At 53.3% G+C, this 16622-nt stretch carries 15 protein-coding genes; 9 read left to right on the top strand and 6 right to left on the bottom strand.

The window, feature by feature from the left end; genetic code table 11:
- Positions 1-27: 27 nt before the first annotated feature.
- From B153_RS0133820 to B153_RS0133805, 4 genes are all read right to left on the bottom strand, one after another.
- Positions 28-459 carry a hypothetical protein gene (locus B153_RS0133820; RefSeq protein ID WP_020601199.1) on the bottom strand — a complete coding sequence of 144 codons (432 nt, stop codon included), beginning with the start codon at positions 457-459 and terminating at the stop codon, positions 28-30.
- Positions 460-471: 12 nt separating this feature from the next.
- The gene (locus B153_RS0133815) at positions 472-1461 is read right to left on the bottom strand and encodes a 2-hydroxyacid dehydrogenase (RefSeq protein WP_020601198.1); all 990 of its coding nucleotides are present in this window, start codon (positions 1459-1461) and stop codon (positions 472-474) included.
- Between the two features lie 117 nt (positions 1462-1578).
- Complete coding sequence (locus B153_RS0133810) at positions 1579-2391, bottom strand: universal stress protein (RefSeq protein ID WP_020601197.1); 813 nt, start codon at positions 2389-2391, stop codon at positions 1579-1581.
- A 45-nt stretch (positions 2392-2436) separates the two neighbouring features.
- A complete protein-coding gene (locus tag B153_RS0133805; RefSeq protein WP_211221729.1) occupies positions 2437-4902 on the bottom strand; it encodes a phosphoketolase family protein in 2466 nt (821 codons plus the stop codon).
- Positions 4903-5014: 112 nt separating this feature from the next.
- Between B153_RS0133805 and B153_RS0133800 the strand changes: the two genes are divergently transcribed.
- Positions 5015-7522: a cation-translocating P-type ATPase gene (locus tag B153_RS0133800; RefSeq protein WP_157635038.1), complete on the top strand. Its 2508-nt coding sequence runs from the start codon at positions 5015-5017 to the stop codon at positions 7520-7522.
- Here the strand turns inward: B153_RS0133800 and B153_RS0133795 are convergent.
- Positions 7519-7830 carry a YbbN family protein gene (locus B153_RS0133795; protein ID WP_020601194.1) on the bottom strand — a complete coding sequence of 104 codons (312 nt, stop codon included), beginning with the start codon at positions 7828-7830 and terminating at the stop codon, positions 7519-7521. The two genes, B153_RS0133800 and B153_RS0133795, sit on opposite strands and share 4 nt — an antisense overlap.
- Positions 7831-8133: 303 nt before the next feature.
- On the opposite strand from B153_RS0133795, the gene B153_RS0133790 reads away from it, so the two are divergent.
- The 6 genes from B153_RS0133790 (at position 8134) to B153_RS38775 (ending at position 12759) form a co-directional block, all read left to right on the top strand.
- Entirely contained in the window at positions 8134-9738 is a 1605-nt protein-coding gene (locus B153_RS0133790) for a sensor histidine kinase (protein ID WP_020601193.1), read from the top strand.
- Entirely contained in the window at positions 9716-10762 is a 1047-nt protein-coding gene (locus tag B153_RS0133785; protein ID WP_020601192.1) for a response regulator, read from the top strand. The genes B153_RS0133790 and B153_RS0133785 overlap by 23 nt, the downstream gene beginning before the upstream one ends.
- An 83-nt stretch (positions 10763-10845) precedes the next feature.
- On the top strand, positions 10846-11094 hold the full coding sequence (locus B153_RS0133780; protein WP_020601191.1) for a YgaP family membrane protein: 249 nt from the start codon (positions 10846-10848) through the stop codon (positions 11092-11094).
- Positions 11091-11777, top strand: a complete 687-nt coding sequence (locus B153_RS0133775) for a hypothetical protein (RefSeq protein ID WP_020601190.1) — start codon at positions 11091-11093, stop codon at positions 11775-11777. Before B153_RS0133780 ends, B153_RS0133775 begins: the two co-directional genes overlap by 4 nt.
- Positions 11778-11916: 139 nt before the next feature.
- Positions 11917-12621, top strand: coding sequence for a hypothetical protein (locus tag B153_RS0133770; RefSeq protein WP_020601189.1), 705 nt, complete (start codon positions 11917-11919; stop codon positions 12619-12621).
- 12 nt (positions 12622-12633) lie between these two features.
- Positions 12634-12759 (top strand): hypothetical protein, encoded by a 126-nt coding sequence (locus B153_RS38775; protein WP_020601188.1) that lies wholly within the window; start codon positions 12634-12636, stop codon positions 12757-12759.
- Between the two features lie 48 nt (positions 12760-12807).
- Here B153_RS38775 and B153_RS0133760 read toward each other — a convergent pair whose 3' ends face one another.
- Complete coding sequence (locus B153_RS0133760; RefSeq protein ID WP_026262655.1) at positions 12808-13995, bottom strand: acetate/propionate family kinase; 1188 nt, start codon at positions 13993-13995, stop codon at positions 12808-12810.
- 200 nt (positions 13996-14195) lie between these two features.
- Between B153_RS0133760 and glgP the strand changes: the two genes are divergently transcribed.
- Positions 14196-15902, top strand: a complete 1707-nt coding sequence (gene glgP / locus B153_RS0133755) for an alpha-glucan family phosphorylase (RefSeq protein WP_040762497.1) — start codon at positions 14196-14198, stop codon at positions 15900-15902.
- 174 nt (positions 15903-16076) lie between these two features.
- Positions 16077-16619 (top strand): hypothetical protein, encoded by a 543-nt coding sequence (locus B153_RS37065; RefSeq protein ID WP_020601185.1) that lies wholly within the window; start codon positions 16077-16079, stop codon positions 16617-16619.
- The last annotated feature ends 3 nt before the right edge of the window (positions 16620-16622 follow it).

Genomic DNA, 16622 nt, shown 5'->3' with positions numbered 1-16622 from the left:
TTTAGCCGTATGCAGCTCATCCGAAACTCATTCGTTACATGTCCAGATTTCTTCGATTCGGTCGGGACCTCCACGCCAGCCAAAGCGTAATGTAGTCGCGGTTAATTCTGCGATCGAATTGGTCGATGTACCAAAGCTATTCCAGGGACGGCTGGGTAGCCTAAGCTGAGTATCGGTGCTGGACCAGCTACCCAACACCAGCGGTGAGGTAGTCTGGCCCACACACCTCGACCGATCTACCGTTAGCTGTCCATCCTGGCCAAATACAATCCGATAACAGTCGGGCGCCAGACCGCCAATGGATAAACCATGATAGGTCTGATCGACGGTCGACCAGCCTGTTTTGCAGCCGATCAGTAAGGCCGATGCCGGAGGGATGCGATGGTCGTCGCACGACCAGGGCAGCAAAGCCAACAAGACCATACAGAGGCTTTTCAGAGGGTTAATCAGCGGTTTCATACCAGATACAAATTAACATACGGAAGCCAGAGGGATATGAATTGTTTTCTGATTTTCGTAGAACGAAAACTGTTGGAGCAACTGCTGCGCCATCTGTTGAAGCGTTTCTTCGGTCAGAAATCCCTGATGCGCCGTCAATAGCACGTTCGGATGATGACACAGCCGATCTAACAGGCTATCGTCGAGATTCTGGCTTGAGAAATCGTAATGAAAATACGGGCGTTCCCGTTCGTATACGTCAGCCCCATAGCCAGCCAGTTGCCCGGCATCCAGTGCCTTCAGAACGGCCGCCGTGTCGACAATCCGACCACGCGCGGTATTCACCAAAATGGCCGTAGGTTTAAGGGCCGCCAGTGTATAGTCGTTGATAAGGTATTCGGTAAGGGGCGTAAGCGAGCAATGCAATGAGACAATATCGGCCTGCTCCAGAAGCTCAGCCAGTAATCCGTATTGCACCCCGGCTTCGATGAGCGCGGGGTCTCGATGCAGGTCATAGGCGATTACCTTACAGCCAAAACCCTGCATGATCCGGGCAAATGCTCGACCAATACGCCCGGCTCCGATGATCCCAACCGTTTTCCCATGCAGATCCGTCCCTACCAGACCATCGATGGTAAAGTTCCCCTGTTGTACCCGGTCGTGGGCTTCGGGCAGGTGTCGAACAAGCCCCAGGACCAGTGCAACGGCCTGTTCGGCCACCGAATAAGGCGAAAGGCCCGGCAGCGTCAACAGTGTCATACCGAGTTCGGCCATTGCCTGCTGGTCAACCTGATCGAGACCGACACACCGCATACCCACCACCGATACCCCTAGTTTTTTCAGCCCCAGTAAAACGGGGCGGCTTACGTCATCGTTGGCAAACACACAAACGGCCTGATGGCCTTTTGCCAGCTCTACGGTTTGCAGGCTCAAAGGTTTATCGATGAACGTAATCCGATGGCTAGACCCCGACTCAAACCAGGGTTTTTCGAAAGAAAATGCGCTAAAAAAAGCAATGTTCATTACGTTGCAACCGGCTACAGATTAATCCGTAAAGGTGCCCGTGCAACCCAGGTTTCCCTATGACATTGGTCAGTCTTCCTGCTGATTTACTCCATGTATCAATACCCTTCGATCCGCTTATACGGCAGCTAATACCGGCACCGCACTCTGACGCGCCACATGCTGGGTATTACTCTCCATCAGGAAAGTCTGGAAGCAGGTATGTGGTTTGGGCATCATCATGATCAGATCGGCTTTATGATCGACCCGAAAATCGTCCAGGGCAATACTCAGATCATTTCCAGGCAAAAAGCTAAAGGTATGAGGCTGATCGGCCAGTAACTTTCGGATTCCTTCAGCGGCTTTCTGGAGGGGTTCGCCGGGTTCATCTTCCATACAGACAATGTCCAGTGCCGCCCCGAATAGTTGGGCAAACCGCTTGGCCTTGGCCAGCGCCAGTGCATCGATAGGTGCAGAAAGGTCGACCGCCAGAATCATGTTCTGTATGGCCTGATACCGGGCTCCCGGCGGCACCAGCAACATGGGCACCTGCGTTTGGGGAATAAGTTTTGTAGCCAGACTTCCCTCCCGGCGAGCCTTTTCGGGGTTCTGACCTGCCAGCCCCATGATTAGTAAATCGGGTTTTAGCCGGGCCAGCTCCGTGCTGATAGCCGTTTCGGCATCTCCCGGAAAGGCAATGATCGATGCATCAATAGCGCCTTTGGTGGCACTAATCATCCGTGTGCGCATACGACTGAGCTGACTAATGGCCAGAAACCGCTCCTGATCGACAGAAGCCCCCAAAGCGCCATGCATTTCGGCCAGGGTAATCGGTGTATATGCATGAACAATAGCCAGATGCGTACGAAGCTGATTCGCCAGTTGGCAGGCATAGTCAGCAGCCCAGAATTCATGGGTTGAAAAATCAGTGGCCAGCAGAATGGTTTTCATAAATATTTGAATTGACAGAATACAGTAAAAGGCTGCCACCAGCGATTAGCTTCTGACGTCAGGCATATCTACCCCTTCCCGGCGAATGTAGGCTTTGTGCTGATCCAGTTTCTGATAGCACCAGTCCACCAGCTTCTGAGACCCAGCGCGTTTACTCAGATGCTCCAGTGCCGCCAGCACCAGTTGGTACCGGCTCATGTTGTTCAGCACCAGCATATCGAAAGGGGTAGTGGTTCGGCCTTCTTCCATATAGCCCCGCACATGAAACCGGGTCGGATTTGTACGATGGTGTAGCAGTTCGTGAATGAGTGTTGGATACCCATGAAAGGCAAACACCACGGGCCTACTCTCCGTAAAGAGCTGCACAAAAGCGGCTTCGGGAAAACCATGCGGATGGCGGTCCGGCGACTGCAGGGTTAGCAGATCAACCACATTGACCACCCGAACCTTCAACTCAGGCAGATGCTCCGTCAATATTGCGGCAGCAGCGACTGTCTCATTGGTTGGTACATCGCCAGCGCAGGCCAGTACCACATCGGGCTGATGCCCTTTGGCATTACCGGCCCACTCCCAGTCCGACATACCCCGGCTGCAATGCGCCCGAGCGTCATCAATGGTCAGCCACTGTGCCTGTCGGGCTTTAGAAGCCACTATCAGGTTTATGTAATCGCGGCTTCGCAGGCAGTGGTCGGCCACAGCCAGCAGGCAGTTGGTATCTGGCGGTAAATACACCCGGGCTATCTCGCTTTTCTTTTCAACTACCGAGTTAATAAAACCCGGCGCCTGATGCGTATACCCGTTATGATCCTGCCGCCAGACGTGCGAGGTCAGCAGATAGTTAAGTGATGCCAGCGGTTTACGCCAGGGAGTCTCTTTGCTCACTTTCAACCATTTAGCATACTGATTCAGCATAGAGTCGACCAGCGGAATAAAGGCTTCGTAACACCCAAACAGTCCATGCCGCCCGGTGAGCAGGTAACCTTCCAGCCAGCCCTCGCAGGTGTGTTCGCTCAGGATTTCCATGACCCGGCCATCGGGAGAGAGGAACTCATCGGTTTCGACCATGGGCCCCATCCAGGCTCGCTGTGTAGCCTGAAACAGTGGGGTCATCCGGTTCGAAGTCGTTTCGTCGGGGCATACCACCCGAAAATTCCGGGCCGATTCGTTCAGGCAAAACACATCCCGCAGGTACAGAGCCAGGGTATGCGTACCTTCGTCACCAACGGTTCCGGGCGAAGGTACCGACACGGCATACGACACATAATCGGGTAATTGCAGCGGAACAAGTTGCTGCCCTCCATTGGCATGCGCATTCATGCCGATACGCCGGGAACCCGTGGGGCAGGTTGCCAGCACATTCGCCAGTGGACGGCCCAGGCTATCGAACAAATCCTGTGGGCGATAGCTTCGAAGCCATCCCTCCAGAACCTGCAGTTGGGCCGGCTGGCCAGCCGGATCGGCAACAGGCAACTGGTGCGCATGCGAGGTGTTCTCAATAGGTTTTCCGTCAACGGTAAGCGGGCAGGTCCACCCTTTGGGCGTTTGCAGGATAATCATTGGCCAGGCAGGCACCCCCGTCAGCAATCCCATACGTGCCTGGTGCTGTATGGACTGGATTTCTTCATACGCCCAGTTCATAGTCTGCCACATAGCCGCATGCACCTGCATTGGATCGCTCCCGCCAACAAACCGAACCTGATACCCGTAGCCCGTAAACAGATTGGTCAACTCAGACTGGCTCATACGCCCGTAAATGGTCGGGCCGGATAGTTTATATCCATTGGCGTGCAGAATGGGCAATACGGCCCCCGAGGTAGCTGGGTTCAGGTACTTGTTTGAATGCCAGGCGGCAGCCAGAGGCCCGGTTTCGGCCTCCCCATCCCCAACCACACAGGCTACCAGCAGATCCGGATTATCCAGAGCGGCCCCAAACGCGTGCGACAGGCAATACCCTAGTTCACCTCCTTCCTGAATCTGTCCGGGGGTACCCGGCACCAGATGGCTCGGCAGTCCATAGGGCCAGGAGAATTGACGGATTAGTTCGCTCATACCCTCCAGACCGACCGTAAACTCCGGGTAAAACTCACCCATGGTTCCTTCCAGATAAAGGTTCGCCAGGATGGCGGGTGCTCCGTGGCCCGGCCCAACCACCATAAGCACCTGGGCATTGGTATCCTGAACGAGTCGATTCAGATGCGTATACACCAGGTTCAGTCCGGGTTGAGTGCCCCAGTGCCCAAGCAGACGCGGTTTGATGTCGGCGGCTTCCAGAGGGCGCTCCAGGAGAAAATTGTCGCGCAGATAAAGTTGAGCAGCTCCCAGGTAATTGGTAGCCTGCCAATAGCGATGCACATTCGCCAACCGCTGGGGCGAAGGCTCAACCGTAGAGGGATAGATAGTCTGGTTCATTCGGATTGGAGGAAGTAAACGCGTATGGATTACCATCGGCAAAGTTGTCGAATGGCCGATGGCGGTAGTCTGATGGGTATTAGGTGTTTCGATGACTTTCATCAGCCTATAGGTGGGTCATCGTGTGTGAGCAGAATCAGGCTATCGACCAATCCATATCAGTTGATACCTTGAACCAGCCCGTCAATTTTGGTCTAGCAACCAGCCGCAGTTTATGTCTTCTCCTACCCTCGAATCGATGGCCAGTCTGGCCGGATTGACTACCGATGAAGTCGGCCGCTCCCGAAGCCGCCACGGAGCCAACTCGTTACCTGACCCCGAAAATCGCTGGCAGCTCCTGGTCGATATTGTTACGGAGCCTATGTTTGGGCTGCTGGCCGGAGCCTGTACCCTCTATGTTATTCTGGGCGAATGGCACGAAGGCATAGTCCTCGGCGTAGCCATGCTGATCGTAGCCGGTTTATCCGTTTTTGAATCCATCCGCAGCGATAAAGCCCTACAGGCCCTCCGCCAGTTAACGCAGCCCACCGTTCAGGTAATGCGCGACGGACAACTCACCGAACTTCCGACAGCCGAGCTGGTGGTCGACGACGTAGTGTTGCTGACCGAAGGCCAGACCGTTCCGGCCGATGGACGGCTCCTGCAGGCCAATGACTGTTCGGTCGATGAGTCCATGCTAACCGGAGAGTCGGTTCCGGCAGCAAAAATCGAAGAAGGTGCCCTTTTGTACAGCGGAACCGTACTCACGTCGGGCCGGGTGTTCATCTGGATTACCGCGGTCGGCGAGCAAACCGAAATCGGTCGGCTGGGGCATTCGCTCCAAACCATAGTTGCCGAAAAAACCCCGCTACAGCAACAGATTCATCACTTCGTAAACCGGATGGCCTTTGTAGGGCTTGGGGCCTTTTTACTGGTTTGTATCATCAACTTCGCCCGCTCCGGAGATTGGGTCACCTCACTCTTGTTTGGCCTGACGATGGCGATGACCATTCTGCCCGAAGAAATCCCCGTCGCGTTCAGCAGCTTTATGGCCCTCGGAGCCGCCCGAATGGCCCGCTTCGGGGTATTGACCAAACAACCGCAAACCGTCGAAAGCTTAGGGTCGGCCTCGGTTATCTGCGTCGATAAAACCGGAACGATTACCCAGGAGGGCATGGTCTTAACGCACATTTATGCGGATGGCGAAACTACCCTGATGTCTCCTGATCAGGGGCTACCCCTACCAACAGCAGCCTGGGAGGTACTGTCGTATGCCCGATGGGCCAGTGAGGCAGAACCGTTCGACCCGATGGAAAAAGCCATTCTGGTTGCCTATAAGGCCCATTGTTCCCCGGCCGATCCGCTTCAGCGCCCAATGGTACATGAGTATCCACTCGCAGGCACGCCCCCCATGATGACCCATGTGTACGACCCCGCAACGGGGCCGGTTCAGGTAGCTGGCAAAGGAGCGGTGGAGCGCATTGTTCAGATTTGCAGATTCTCTCATACAGAGGCAAAAACAATCCTGGAAAAAGCGCGTCTGCTATCGACCAGAGGCTACCGGGTTCTGGGCGTAGCGGGCAGCAACTGGTCCGAGGCTGGGTATCCGGCCAATCAGGACGATTTTCCGTGGGTATTTAAAGGACTGATCGCGTTCGAAAATCCCCCAAAGCCCAATGCCGACAAGGTCATCGAGCAATTCAAACAAGCAGGAATCACTGTCAAGCTCATCACGGGCGACGCCCCCGAAACCGCCCTCGCCATTGCCCGACAGGTTGGTCTGGATGAAGGAACAAAATGGCTGACGGGAAAACAGGTGATGGCCTTATCCGATCATGAACTGCGTAAGCTGGTCAACCAGACACATGTATTCGCCCGTATGTTGCCCCAGGCTAAGTTACGCGTGATCGAAGCCCTGAAAGCCAACAGGCAGGTGGTGGCCATGACGGGCGACGGTGTGAATGACGGCCCAGCACTGAAAGCGGCTCACATTGGGGTAGCCATGGGCCAGCGGGGCACCGAGCTTGCCCGACAGGCGGCTTCGCTTATCCTGGCCAACGATGACCTGAGTAGTATGGTCGATGCGATTGCCCTAGGTCGGCGAATCTATCAAAATCTAAAAAATGCGATCGCCTATATTGTGGCCATTCATATTCCGATCATACTCACCGTAACCCTCCCCCTGATCGCCAACTGGACCTATATCAACCTGTTCAGCCCAATCCACGTGATTATTCTCGAACTCATTATGGGGCCTACCTGCTCCATCGCCTTTGAACAGGAACCTGCCGAAGTAGGCTTGATGCAACGCCCTCCCCGACCGTTGAACACTACCTTTTTTACTTCCCTTGAGTTAAGGCTGAGTAGTATTCAGGGGCTCGCTATCGCCCTGGTTACCCTCGGTACGTATTACCTGACCATGCGGCTTGGCTATTCGGCCAATCTGGTTCGCAGCCTGACCTTTACAACCCTCGTCATGAGCAACATCTGGCTAACTCTGGTTCGCCGATCCAATCAAGAGCCATTTTTCCGGGCTCTGCGGAGGCCCAATCCCGTCTTGTGGGGCGTTATCGGCCTGACGATTCTCATGCTGGTCGTGGCGTTACTCATACCTGGCCTTCGGCACCTGATGCAGTTTGCCCCGCTCACCCTGGCCCAATGGCTTCAATGCAGTTTGCTGGCGCTGGCCGGAACCATATGGATCGAAGGCTATAACGCCTGGTTACGACGAACCAACTCTTAGGCCTTTAACAGATTTTGCGGCAATAGATTGAGCAGGCTGGTATCAGGTATTCCCTCCTGACGCCATAACTCAGCCCCCTGTAGCAGCAACACGAAGGCCGGAAGCCGCTTTAAGCCAAAGCTACGAACGATAGCCGGATGGGAAGCCGCATCAATTTTCAGTACCCTGATTTTGCCCTCAAGCTGATGCTGCAAATCGCTGACCATTTCCCGTACAGCCGAGTAGGGCTTATCATCTATGGGAATAAATGTCAATAACACGGGCAAGGTTACACTGGGCACTAACCGTTTTGGGCGACCTGTATTCATAAGCTTATCGTTTTCGCCAATCGGCCTGGTCGATTAACGTTGGGGTGAAGATGCCGCCTTATTCAGCGCAAAAAAATGACCTCAATCAGGCTATGAGCTAATATTTATAGGTAGAAACCGCGAGCCATGTGCTACAACCATGACACAGCCAAATCAGGCGCCCTACCGATAAGCTGCGTGCCTGTTGGTCTACATAGCGTTGACATGGGCAATTTTATTCTCCAATAAGTTGCATCAACAAAGGTTCATTCACGTACTTTGTTTCCAACTACCCGTAACCATAAACTTCTCCGAGCCTCTTCCATGTTTAAAGGGATCGATGCCACCACCTTGATGAACATCCTGTTTGAGCAGGAAAATGATTTTCTGGGCGTATATGATTTCCACCAGAATCATTATACACGCATCAATCAGGCGGGTGTGCAAATGCTCGGCTATCCGTCCGAAGCCGTTCTGCTGGGTCAGTCGCAGCTTTCGTTCCGAAACCATCCCCTCACGCCCGACGACTGGACCGATCTGGTCCGACGGCTCAAACAGGAACGACACGTGGAGGAAGAAACCGAAATCGGGCGGTATACGGGCGATACATTCTGGGGGCGTATTACACTTAAACTGTTTTCCGACGACCAGATGGTTCTGGTGCGTATTACCAACCTGGACCGACTGCACCGTACCGAACGAGAACTCGATCATAGTGTCAGGCGGTACGAAGCCGTTTTTACCAATGCCACAATTGGCATCATCGTCGCCAACGAACAAGGGAAAATTGTATCGGCAAACCATATGGCCGAGCAACTCTTTAGCTATGCACACAACGAACTGATGGGCGTGTCGATCGAGCAGCTCGTACCCCGAAGCATTAGTCAGTACCACGAAAAACTCCGCCATTCGTTCAATGCCAATCCCCAATCCCGACCGATGGGGCACAACCGGGATCTGTATGCCCAACGGCAGAATGGCACCCTGTTTCCGGTCGAAATCAGCCTGGGTTATTTCCGGCTCGACAATACCCTCTATGCGGTGGCCTATATCGTCGATATTACCTTTAAAAAGGAAGCCGAACGGCAACTGCTGGAACAGAAAGCAAATGTAGAGCGGCTCAACACCGAACTCGAACAGAAAGTGGCCGACCGCACGCAGGCGCTGATGGATACGCTGGAGCAACTGGAAGAATCGAAAGATGAACTGGCCCAGGCCCTGAAAACGGAACGGGAACTGGGCGAACTCAAATCCCGATTTGTATCGATGGCGTCTCATGAATTCCGAACTCCGCTTACGGCCGTGCTCAACTCTACATCGCTGATCGAGAAGTATCCCAACACCGACCAGCAGGACAAACGTCAAAAGCATCTGCAACGCATCCGCGCATCGGTCAAACACCTCAACGATATTCTGGAAGAGTTTTTATCGGTCGGTCGGCTCGAAGAAGGAAAAATTACGGCGCATCCGGCTCAGGTCAATCTCCATCATCTGGTCGATGAGGTTGTTCATGACATGAGCAGTCTTTTGAAAGCCGGGCAAACGGTTGACATAGCGATTAACAGCCCGTCGTCAATCTGGCTCGACCCGTCGCTCCTGCGTAAAATCATGGTCAACCTTCTCTCAAACGCCATTAAATATTCCGGTGAAGGCTCGCAGATACGAATAGAAGGGCATTGCGCGAACCAACAGATAACGGTAGCGGTGATTGACCAGGGAATTGGCATCTCATCCGACGACCAGCAACACCTGTTTGAACAGTTTTTTCGCGCCAAAAACGCGACCAATGTATCAGGTACCGGGCTGGGGCTGCACATTGTGGCCCGGTATGTTGAACTCATGCAGGGAACGATCCATTTGCAAAGTGAATTGAATAAAGGGACTACCATAACCTTCTGCCTCCCGTATGAAAACCATCCTCTTGATTGAAGATAACGAAGCCATTCGCGAAACAACTGCCGAAATCCTTGAACTAGCCAACTATACGGTTATTACCGCCGAAAACGGCAAAGTTGGCGTTCAGAAGGCATTGGAAACCAGGCCCGATCTGGTCATCTGCGACATTATGATGCCCGTGCTCGATGGGTATGGTGTTTTGCAGGTTTTCAACCGAAACCCGGATCTGTCGGGCGTACCCTTTATCTTTCTGACAGCCAAAACCGAGCGAAACGATTTCCGAAAAGGGATGGACCTCGGAGCCGACGACTACCTGACCAAACCCTTTGAAGAAAGTGAGCTACTGAGTGCCATTGAAGGGCGACTAAATCGGTTCACGCATCTACGACCCGATTACGACATGAAACAGGAGGGCCTCACTCAGTTTCTGGACGATGCCCGGTCAGTAGGGAATCTGAATAGCCTGTCGGTCGACCGAAAATCGCACAGCATCCGCAAAAAACAGTACGTCTATTCGGAAGGGGACGACCCCACCCGGCTGTTTTTCGTGAAGTCGGGAAAAGTAAAGACCGTACGCAACAATACCGATGGCAAGGAATTTATTACGGGGGTTTATGGGCCGGGCGAGTTTTTCGGTTATTTCGCTCTGCTGGAAAACCGCGAGTATACCGATTCGGCCGTTACGCTGGAAGACTCCGAACTGCTGTATATCCCGAAAGAAGATTTCCTTCAGCTGGTATCGAGCAATCCTACTGTTAGTCAGCAGTTTATCAAATTACTGGCCGGACGGGTCGGCGAGCGCGAACAGCAACTGCTGGGCATGGCCTATAGTTCGCTCCGTCGTCGGGTAGCCGATACCTTACTTCGGCTGTACAATCAACAACCGGAAGCCCTCATCCAGTTTTCACGCGATGATCTGGCAGCGCTGACCGGCACAGCCACCGAATCACTGATCCGAACGCTCAGCGAATTCAAACAGGATGGGCTGATCGAGATCAATACGTCGGGCAGCATCCGGGTAGTGCAGCCGGAAAAACTTCGCCGGGCCAACTGGTGATGTAAATCAGGTTCAGCTTTGATCGCTATCAGCGTCTGACGTTCTGTGTATTTATAGCTTTATCCTGTAAATCACCGAACGTCATGAAACCTAACCTGGGACCTTACGATATAGCCATCCGCCTTGGTGTGGGGGCTGGTTTATTCATTCTGTTGTGGGTAAAAGAGATCGAATTTCCCCTCAACTGGCTCCTGCTGTTTATTTCGTTTTTGCTGGTTATGACCGGCCTATCGGGCTCCTGTCCCTTTTATTGGGTGTTTAACATCAGCACTCGTTCCTCCAGGAAAGCCAGCCGTACCCATCGAAACGCTACGGCAGCCGATCACGCATGACTCTTTCCGCTAAAATCCTGCTTTTCGGCTCGGTAACGCTTCTACTGCTTCTGATGACCGCAGCGCAGGCCCAACGGGTACAGGGAGGAGCCGGATTCCTTTACCTGGGCGCAAGCCAATGGCCAGGTGCCAGTGCAGTCATTCATCAGCTCAATCAAGGCGTCGACCCCGCTAGTTCAAACCAGTATACGCTGATAGGCGGTGATCTGTACGGGCAATCTAATCGGTGGCTGGTTGGCGTTGGTGCATCGGCACTGGCCAACAAACATTTTATTCCATTGGCAGGCCTGGATAAAGTGGAATCGTCGGCCTCCAATGCGCATCTTTGGCTGGGCTGGGTGGCCTGGCAAACCAACCGAACAAAAGTATATCCGAGTCTGGGCCCCGGCATCAATTCATTTAATGTAAACGTTCAATCCAGCACCGGGGGCACTCGAACGTATACACACGATGGTTTTTCGGCCGATCTAGCCCTGACCCTCGATTGGCTAGTCAGCAGAAAACCGACCGACAAAACCCTGCATGCCGGACCTATGCTTAGCCTGAAAGTTGGTTACCGTCTGACAACGACCTCTACCGAATGGCATAGTGACCTGAGCGATCCTGTTGTCACGACCCGTTATTCGCCTTCCTGTTTTTATTTGACGCTGGGAATTGGCGGAGGAGGATTCCGTGTCCGTTGAGTCGAACGACTACATAAGATACACCCTGGCTTTCAGCACCTGACCTACTGAGCAACTTCAGCCCATTGCGTGACGGCACTCAGCAAAAGCGGAATCGGCGTGGTTTACTTTTGCCCCATATCTCTTACTACCCATCAACATGAAACGGATTTTCCTCTTTCTGCTGCTTGTTCTTGCGCTCGTATTGCTCCTCGAAAGCGCTACGGCTTTGGGCCAGTCGGTCAAACAATACGGCGGTGCTGGATTTTTTCGAATCGGTTACGCCAACCTCCACCAGATCGGCCGAACCCTAACCCAACTTAACCCGTCATTACCGACTCCCTCCACAAACGATTTCGTGTATATTGGTGGTGAAGGCTACGCCCGACTTGATAAAATCATTCTGGGGGCCGGTGGCTATGGGATGGCCCGACGTAGTTTCGGCAGTTCAACCTATTATGCCGAGCCTTTTTGCGGAGGAGGATATCTTTACATTGGCCGGGTTGTCGTCGATACGCATCGTTTCTGGTTGTATCCCCTGGCAGGTGTCGGCGGCACCGTTGTGGGTATGACCCAAAGCCAGCAACAGGGCACTTCCACCAGCGAATCGTCGGCTATACTTCCCAATATCAACGCACAACTGGGCCTTGGAGCCGACTGGCTGATGGCTACGTTTGGCGAAGACAACACTTATGGTGGGGTATTGCTGGGCTTACGGGCAGGGTATCAGATGAGCCCTTATTCGACCGGCTGGAAAACGACCGGCGATCTGTTGGGGACCGACCGCCCCCGTTATGCCACCAACGGCTTTTTTGTTACCCTCACGGTTGGCGTAGGCGCTTTCCGTCGTACACCTAACCCATAAACCAATCAGATTATGAGCCTACTGCATCCTCAACAACTGTTTCAACCGCTACTGGATCGGTTCACAACGGGCGCATCTGTGAAACATGCTCCCTGGCAGATGCACATGGCTCAAAGCTATCGTCTGTATCCTATTTAAAAACTGACAAACTTCAACCGAGCCCTTGATTCTTAGCAGACAACCCTACTATGAACGTAGCACCTGCCGGGTATATCGGGCTATCATAATTTCTTCATCGGTCGGTATAACCCGCACGACAGGCCCATGCCCTTCGGGAGAGATAATGGCTTCATGACCCTGATTTCGGACCGGGTCGAGGGTGATCCCCAGATAGGCCAGCCGCTCACAAATACGGGCGCGAATCGTCGGTGCATTTTCACCAATCCCCCCGGTAAAGACCAGCGTATCGAGTCCATTGAGTACGGCTACCAGCGCCCCCAGTTGTTTAACAGCCAGGTAGCAAAACAACGCAATCGCTTCGGCGGCAGCTGGCTCATACGCTTCGTGCTGCAACAGCTCCTGCATATCAGCACTACGACCCGACACTCCCAGCAAGCCCGATTCATCGTTCAGCAAATGAGTTAGTTTTGAACGGTCTATACCCCGATGATTCAGCAGATACAACAGTACACCGGGGTCCAGGTCGCCAGTGCGGGTGCCCATCATCAGGCCCCCCGTAGGCGTAAATCCCATGGTTGTATCCAGACTTTTTCCATTCAGCATGGCCGCCATACTAGCCCCATTGCCCAAATGCGCCACCAACACACGACCATTGGCAACGGCCTCTCCGGCTTCCTGACGCAATCGACCCATTACATAGTCATACGATAGTCCATGAAAGCCATACCGCTTTACCCCTTCTTCGGCCAGGTGTCGGGGCACGGGCAATTGTCGGGCCAGCGCGGGCATTGCATGGTGAAAGGCGGTATCGAAGCAGACCACCTGAGGCAACCGCGAATACCGGGCCGCTACGGCTTCGACCAGACTGATTTCGGCGGGTAAATGATCGGGAGCCAAAGGAACCAGCGATCGAAGATCGGTCAGTAGCCCGGCGGTTACCCGCTGTGGTGTCCAATAGCGTTCGCCCCCATGCACCATACGATGCCCAACGGCTCCGATTTGCAGATTAGTCTGCTGATGAAGCCAGTCGAACAGCACGTCCAGAGCCACCGCATGATCGGGTAAAGCCAGGACGTCGCAGTGTGTCTGGTCCTGATCGGTTCGGACAAACTGCCCTGCCTCCTGCCCAATACGGGTCAGTTTACCCGATGCAATCCGCCGTTCGTCCAGATCAAACACAGCAAACTTGATACTCGATGAACCACTGTTCAGCACAAGTAGTTGAGAGGGCATTTCCTGAAGAACTGGATTCATAAATCGCTTCGGTAAGGACTACGTTCGTTCGGTAAAATTCTCCATCGACGACGCAGTCCCGTATGACCATACTCAACGAAAAAGCTGTTTGTGGTCAATCGTCTGATAAAAATCAGCCTACGGGCTGTTTGGTTTCAGCCCGATGCATGCCCTGAGTACCGACCTTCGGGCCAGTCATAACGACTTATCAACCTGAATATATGGAATCTATCCCTTCGATTTCTACAGAGCGAATGCCCTTCGTGGCTTATTTTTCAATGGAGTTTGCTTTTGCCCAATACCTGAAGACCTACTCGGGTGGGCTGGGTTTTCTGGCGGGCTCACACATGCGCAGTGCCTATACCCTACACCAGCCGATGGTAGCCATAGGTATTCTCTGGAAATATGGCTATTACGATCAGGTCCATAAAGCCGATCAGACCATGGATGTGCTATTTATGGAAAAGCACTATAGCTTTCTTCAGCCAACCAACCTGCGCTTTCAGATTCAGATCAATCAGGCTCCGGTTTGGGTAACCGCCTATTACCTGCCGCCAACGGTATTTGGTACCGTACCAACGTATTTTCTGTCGACCGATCTGCCCGAAAACGATTATCTGGCGCAAACCGTCTGCCATCGGCTCTACGACCCCAACCCCGAAACCCGCATTGCGTCGAGCATTTTGCTCGGTATTGGGGGCGCTAAACTATTGGAACAGCTTCAGCTAAAACCAGACGTTTACCACATGAACGAGAGCCACCCGCTGCCGCTGGCCTTTTACCTCCTTCGGCAACTAGGCCGCCGGGAGGCCGTTCGGGAACGGTTGGTATTCACGACGCACACACCCGAAGAAGCCGGAAACCCCCGCAGTGATTGTCGGCTTCTGGATCGAATGGGCTTTTTTGATGGCCTCCCCCTCGAAGAGGTTCAACGAACTACGGGCCTGTATGATGAGCAATTCAACTGGGCATTAGGCGCTTTACGAATGGCCGGACGTGCCAATGCCGTATCCAGACGCCATCAGGAAGTAAGCCAGCAACTGTGGCAGGGAACCCCAGATATTTGCCCAATCATTGCCATTACCAATGCCCAGAATCACCCGTTCTGGGGCGACCCCACACTGGATGCAGCAGCCGCTGCCCATGACGATGCTACGCTGATTACCCGAAAACGTGCCAACAAACGAGCCCTGTTCGATCTGGTTGCCAATCAGACAGGCGATTTGTACGACCCCAACATCTTTACCATCGTTTGGGCCCGGCGGTTTGCGGGGTATAAACGCCCAGATCTGCTTCTTTCTGACCCAGCCCGATTCGACCGCCTGCTGACGAATCCGAACTATCCGGTGCAGATTATCTGGGCCGGAAAACCATATCCATTCGATTATGCCAGCATCGGCACATTCGACCGACTGGTACATGTATCGAAGCAGTATACCAACTGCTCAGTACTGGTCGGGTATGAACTATACCTGTCGAAACGACTGAAACAAGGGGCCGATGTATGGCTCAACACCCCCCGGCTTACCCGCGAAGCATCAGGAACCAGTGGCATGACGGCCGCGATGAATGGCGCGATAAACTGTTCGACCAATGATGGCTGGATACCCGAATTTGCCCGGAATGGCATCAATAGTTTTGTTCTTCCCGAAGCTGACCTGACCTGGCCCGCTCATCAGCAGGACGACTTCGATGCCGAAAATCTGTACACATTGCTGGAAACGGTCATTTTGCCCATGTACTACGAACAACCTGAGCAGTGGCTCCAGCTTATGAAAAACAGCCTGCTCGATATACGCCCTTATTTCGATGCCGACCGAATGGCGCGGGAGTATTACGAACACCTGTATTCGCTCCCACAGGCTGCTCAGTTAAGGTCTGAGAATAAATCGGTTGCTCCACCCATGCCGTCAGATGCACAAAGCTGATGATAGTGAATCTTCCTAAAACCGAGTTCATGGCAACCGTTCGATGTTGAACGGCCTCGCCGGGTAGATTGAAGAACCTGCCCGGACAGCGGCACTGGTACGTTTCTTACAAACCAACCAAACAGAATCATCGTCCTGAGGTTCTTTATCTCAAGACAAGCTCATTCACTACTTATGACAACGATTCGCTCCCGTCTGCTGTACGTACTGCTTTTGCAACTAGGTACAGTTGGTTTGCTGATGGCCCAGCCAACGCCCGATATTCGTCAGGTACGCTGGGGATTCTCACCCAAACAGGTTAAAGAAGCAGAAAAAGAAAAACGTACATCGTCAAAGGCCGAGAAGTTGATCTATGCCCGAGTCCCACTAATCAACCGAACGGTTGGCCTGGAATATGGCTTCAACGGTGATTCCCTGCTGTCGGCCTCTTATTACTACTATACTACCGCATCGATCTCCGAAGCCGATGTAACAGCCGCATCGAATGAACTGGAAGGGTTACTCCGCGAAAAATATGGCCCCGGTAAAGTAAAACGTGTGGGAGAACTCCAGACCGTAAACTGGCTGACACCCCGAACCCAGATAACCCTTTCGCTCGGTAAGGTCGACAGGGGCTGGTCGATGGAGCTGATGTACTTATGCCGGGTTTGTTCGGGCGATCCGGTGCCCAAAACCAACCCGTCCTGGAAGCCGCTTAAAGAGATACCAGACTTGTAGGCA

Origin of the sequence: Spirosoma panaciterrae DSM 21099 (assembly GCF_000374025.1) — a bacterium.
Taxonomy (GTDB): Bacteria; Bacteroidota; Bacteroidia; order Cytophagales; family Spirosomataceae; genus Spirosoma; species Spirosoma panaciterrae.
This window is presented reverse-complemented; position numbering and strand designations above follow the sequence as displayed.